This window comes from Crenothrix sp., assembly GCF_043729335.1.
Lineage (GTDB): Bacteria > Pseudomonadota > Gammaproteobacteria > Methylococcales > Methylomonadaceae > Crenothrix.
This window is the reverse complement of sequence record NZ_JAYTLQ010000014.1, coordinates 1-4,528: the sequence shown is the minus strand read 5'-3', so window position 1 is coordinate 4,528 and position 4,528 is coordinate 1. Positions and strand designations below refer to the sequence as shown.

The 4,528-nt window shown below is 44.3% G+C and carries 4 protein-coding genes; 3 read left to right on the top strand and 1 reads right to left on the bottom strand.

Annotation, left to right across the window (positions count from 1 at the left end):
• The first annotated feature begins 283 nt into the window (after nucleotides 1-283).
• Genes dksA through acs form a run of 3 tightly spaced genes read left to right on the top strand, consistent with a single transcriptional unit; the run spans nucleotide 284 to nucleotide 3,620 of the window.
• Nucleotides 284-718 (top strand): RNA polymerase-binding protein DksA, encoded by a 435-nt coding sequence (gene dksA / locus ACHZC4_RS04385; protein ID WP_394752606.1) that lies wholly within the window; start codon nucleotides 284-286, stop codon nucleotides 716-718.
• A 9-nt stretch (nucleotides 719-727) separates the two neighbouring features.
• Complete coding sequence (gene gluQRS, locus ACHZC4_RS04380; protein WP_394752605.1) at nucleotides 728-1,654, top strand: tRNA glutamyl-Q(34) synthetase GluQRS; 927 nt, start codon at nucleotides 728-730, stop codon at nucleotides 1,652-1,654.
• 28 nt (nucleotides 1,655-1,682) lie between these two features.
• Nucleotides 1,683-3,620 (top strand): acetate--CoA ligase, encoded by a 1,938-nt coding sequence (gene acs / locus ACHZC4_RS04375; protein WP_394752604.1) that lies wholly within the window; start codon nucleotides 1,683-1,685, stop codon nucleotides 3,618-3,620.
• A 109-nt stretch (nucleotides 3,621-3,729) separates the two neighbouring features.
• Here acs and ACHZC4_RS04370 read toward each other — a convergent pair whose 3' ends face one another.
• Nucleotides 3,730-3,939 (bottom strand): cold-shock protein, encoded by a 210-nt coding sequence (locus ACHZC4_RS04370; protein WP_394752603.1) that lies wholly within the window; start codon nucleotides 3,937-3,939, stop codon nucleotides 3,730-3,732.
• Between the last annotated feature and the right edge of the window lie 589 nt (nucleotides 3,940-4,528).

Sequence of the window (4,528 nt, the reverse complement as noted above, 5' to 3'; positions counted from 1 at the left end):
TGAGCTTGTCGAACCATGAACTACAAGTCCTTCGACAGGCTCAGGACGAACGGAGTATTTTATAGTACTCGACATTATAAAGCTGACTAAGTACTAGTATAACTTGACGCCTATCGCCGAATATTGACTATTTAATAGCCTTCCACTAATCACCATAGCTGGCGTTAGGCATTATTTTCTAACGAGTGGCTATAAATTATCGCGATAGTTCTTGCTAACACTAGGCTATTCTGCTAAAAAGGCGCTGTTTTTTTATATTACCTTGTTTTTTAGGAGTTAAGGGATGACCGAGAATGCTAAAGCGATAGCATCGCCTTTTAGTTTTAAGCCTTATGTAGAAATAGAAGGCGAAGAGTATATGAATGAGGCTCAATTAAAGCATTTTGAGACCATTCTTAATAACTGGAAATCTGAATTGATGAAGGAAGTTGATCGTACTGTACATCATATGCAAGACGACGCGGCTAACTTTCCTGATCCTAATGACCGCGCCACCCAGGAATCGGAATTTAGCCTGGAATTAAGAACGCGTGATCGTGAACGCAGACTGATCAAAAAAATTGATGACTCCTTGAAAGAAATTGAATCAGGTGATTATGGTTTTTGTGAATCCTGTGGTATCGATATTGGCATACGTCGATTAGAAGCCAGACCGACCGCCAGTTTGTGCATCGATTGCAAAACACTGGATGAAATTCGGGAAAAACAAATGGGTTAGCTGTTTGTCGTGTCTGACAAGCGCCCCTATATTGGCCGGTTTGCGCCTTCGCCTACCGGCCCTCTGCATTTAGGCTCGTTATATACTGCACTTGCCAGTTTTCTGGATGCCAAAGCCCAACTAGGTCTATGGTTATTGCGCATTGATGATCTTGATACTCCTCGCAATGCTGCCGGTTCTGTCGATAGCATCTTAAAAACATTAGATACGCTTGGCTTGCACTGGGACAGCAGTGTTTATTTCCAAAGTGATGACCTGGACGTATATCACGATGTTCTTGCCACCTTACAACACGACAAACGTATTTATCCGTGTATATGCAGCCGCAAAACCGTTACCGCCAACCTAACCCAAAACGCATCCATCGATGCTGTTTATCCCAATACCTGTCGAAACAATTTATTTCCCTGCTACGCACCGCATGCGTTAAGGATTAAAACCGATGATCGTGTCATCTGCTTTGATGATCGCTTGCAAGGCCTTATTAGCCATCATCTTGCTACGCAGCACGGCGATTTTATTTTAAAACGCAAAGATCATATTATTGCTTACCAATTTGCCGTGGTGATTGATGATGACCGACAAGGCGTTAATCATGTCGTGCGCGGCATGGACTTACTTGATTCGACACCCAAACAAATTTATATACAACAAATACTGGGGCTAAGTACGCCTGCTTACCTACACGTACCGGTCATTACAGATGACCAGGGCTTTAAGCTCAGTAAGCAAACAGGCGCACAGTCGGTAGCGTTAAAAACCCCTGCGCATGTTATATTTAAATTGCTAAACTTATTAAAACAGCATCCGCCCATAGCATTGCAACATACCTCATCAGCAGAACTGATTAACTGGGCAATTGCTCATTGGAATCCGGCTGCACTAAAAAATGTCGATGCCATTACACTGCAAAGCGAATGCCCTCACCTCCCTTAGTTATAACTGCCCAGCCGATAATAAGCCGATGACAAACGCTAAAATTTATGATGTAAAACCTGAAATCATCCCCAGTGCACACATTAATCAAAACACCTACCAGACCCTGTATCAACGCTCTATTGACGAACCTAGTACGTTTTGGGCAGAGCAGGCGGAACTGTTTTTAAGCTGGCAAAAACCCTGGGAAACCGTGATGGATTGTGATTATAACGTTGGTTATATTCGCTGGTTTGAAGGTGGCAAGCTGAATGTCAGTGAGAATTGTCTTGACCGCCATTTAGCTCAGCGCGGCGATCAGGTGGCTATTATTTGGGAAGGCGATGATCCTGCGCGTGACAAAAAAATGACTTACCGTGAACTGCATCAACAAGTCTGCAAGTTTGCCAACGTCTTAAAGTCACAAGGTGTCAAAAAAGGCGATTGCGTGTGCATTTACCTGCCCATGATTGCCGAAGCAGCCGTTGTTATGCTAGCGTGTACGCGTATCGGTGCGGTACATTCTATTGTTTTTGGAGGATTTTCTGCTGAAGCTTTAAAAGATCGCATTCTGGATTCAAATTGTCAGTATGTGGTGTGTGCGGATGTCGGCCATCGTGGCGGCAAAACCACAGCCATTAAAGCCAATGTCGATCAAGCCGCTATGGCCTGCCCCGATCTTAAAAGCGTTATCGTCATCAAAAATGGTACAGAAAATATTGCCTGGCATAACAATCGGGATATTTGGTATCACGAAGCCATGCAAGATGCTTCTGAACACTGTCCAGCCGAAGTGATGGATGCCGAAGATCCGCTATTTATTCTCTATACTTCTGGCTCTACCGGAAAACCTAAAGGCATCTTACATACTACGGGCGGTTATTTGCTGTATGCCGCCATAACCCACAAATACGTTTTTGATTATCATGACGGCGATATTTATTGGTGTACCGCTGATATTGGCTGGGTTACTGGCCATTCCTACGTAATTTACGGGCCGCTGTGCAATGGCGCCACCACGGTAATGTTTGAAGGCATACCCACTTATCCCGAAGCTGATCGTTTTTGGCGTATTGTCGATAAACATCAGGTTAATATTTTTTATACCGCACCGACTGCCATTCGTGCCCTGATGGCGCAAGGCAATGAGTTTGTCAGCCGTACCCAACGCACTAGCTTACGTATACTGGGCAGTGTCGGCGAACCAATTAATCCTGAAGCCTGGGAATGGTATTACCATGTTGTGGGGGATGCGAGGTGCGCTTTGGTAGATACCTGGTGGCAAACTGAAACAGGGGGCATCATGATTACGCCTTTACCTGGCGCCACCGCATTAAAACCAGGTTCGGCAACGTTACCTTTTTTTGGGGTTACTCCTGAAATCCTGGACAAGGAAGGCAATGTCCTGCAAGGAGAAGCGGATGGTCTATTAGTGTTAAGCCGTTCGTGGCCAGGACAGGCTCGAAGCCTATACGGCGACCATCAACGTTTTATTGATACGTATTTTAAAAGTTACCCCGGCTATTATTTTACTGGCGATGGGGTGCGGCGCGATGAGCATGGCTATTATTGGATCACTGGGCGCGTAGATGATGTGATTAACGTTTCAGGCCATAGAATGGGAACCGCTGAAATTGAAAGCGCTTTAGTGCTACATCCACATGTGGCAGAGGCTGCGGTTGTCGGTTATCCACACGACATTAAAGGCCAAGGAATTTACGCCTTTGTTAGCTTAAATGTGGGCGTGCAACCATCAGAGGAATTGAGAAAGGAACTCATTAGCTTAGTACGCAAAGAGATTGGAGCCATTGCCAGTCCGGATATTATTCAATGGACACCCGCTTTACCAAAGACACGCTCGGGTAAAATCATGCGACGTATTTTGCGCAAAGTTGCTTCAAACGAGCTGGATGGCTTAGGGGATACCTCGACGCTTGCCGACCCTACTGTCGTCGACAATATTATTTTACATCGAGAAAACAGATAACCTAAATTATCTGATTTAAGCCATTCAAAAACCCAAAAACGCCAAGCGCTTTAAAGCTTAACAAAAGAACCCAAAAGACAAAACGCTTTTGGGTTCGCTGTGTTAGGTTTTACGCTGGTGTTACGTTTTCAGCCTGAGGGCCTTTTTCGCCTTGGGTTACTCGCATCGTTACTTTTTGACCATCCCGCAAGGTCTTGCGGCCAGTACCGATAATTGCGCTATGGTGAACAAATACATCCTTGCCACCTTCCTGCTCAATAAATCCAAAACCTTTTTCATCATTGAACCACTTAACGGTACCTACAACTTGATCTGACATATTACACTCTATAAACTTAAAAATCGCCAAATGACTGGCTATAAATCCCGACCTCAGCAAAGCTGAAGTCGGCTCAAACTTTAACCGCTACCAATGGTAGCATTAAAAATATGGACGGGGCAAAACATTTTAATGCAGCGTTACCTGCATAAATTTATTAAGTTTACAGCCAATTACATGAAAACATAGCATAAAGGACAACATGCTACTGGAATAATACAAGACCAAGGCGTGATGAGCATCCAATCACATTGAAAAATAATAATAATTTTTAATATCCCTCACTTCGCAGCTAAATGGCTACTGCTGTACTCATTGCAGTTATTTTATCTAACGCGCCATTTATGTTTTTTTGCAGCGACAACACAATCCATAAAACTGTCGCACTCATTGCGTTAATGAGATTATTAAAGACAACTCTAATTAAACTTGAGCTTTAAGCCATTTACAAGGCTATCCACTTAAGGTGGGACAGTTTCAGGTTAAGCCATTCGTGGTGAGCTTGTCGAACCATGATCGGCTTAACCGCCCACCCTTCGACAGGCTCAGGCCGAACGGTTAAGCCTTGCACCGTGTCCCGCCTTAAGTG

Bases quoted from the DNA above. Each gene is read 5' to 3' on its own strand.
- dksA (WP_394752606.1), top strand. From the start codon at position 284: ATGACCGAGAATGCTAAAGCGATAGCATCGCCTTTTAGTTTTAAGCCT.
- acs (WP_394752604.1), top strand. From the start codon at position 1,683: ATGACAAACGCTAAAATTTATGATGTAAAACCTGAAATCATCCCCAGT.
- ACHZC4_RS04370 (WP_394752603.1), bottom strand. From the start codon at position 3,939: ATGTCAGATCAAGTTGTAGGTACCGTTAAGTGGTTCAATGATGAAAAA.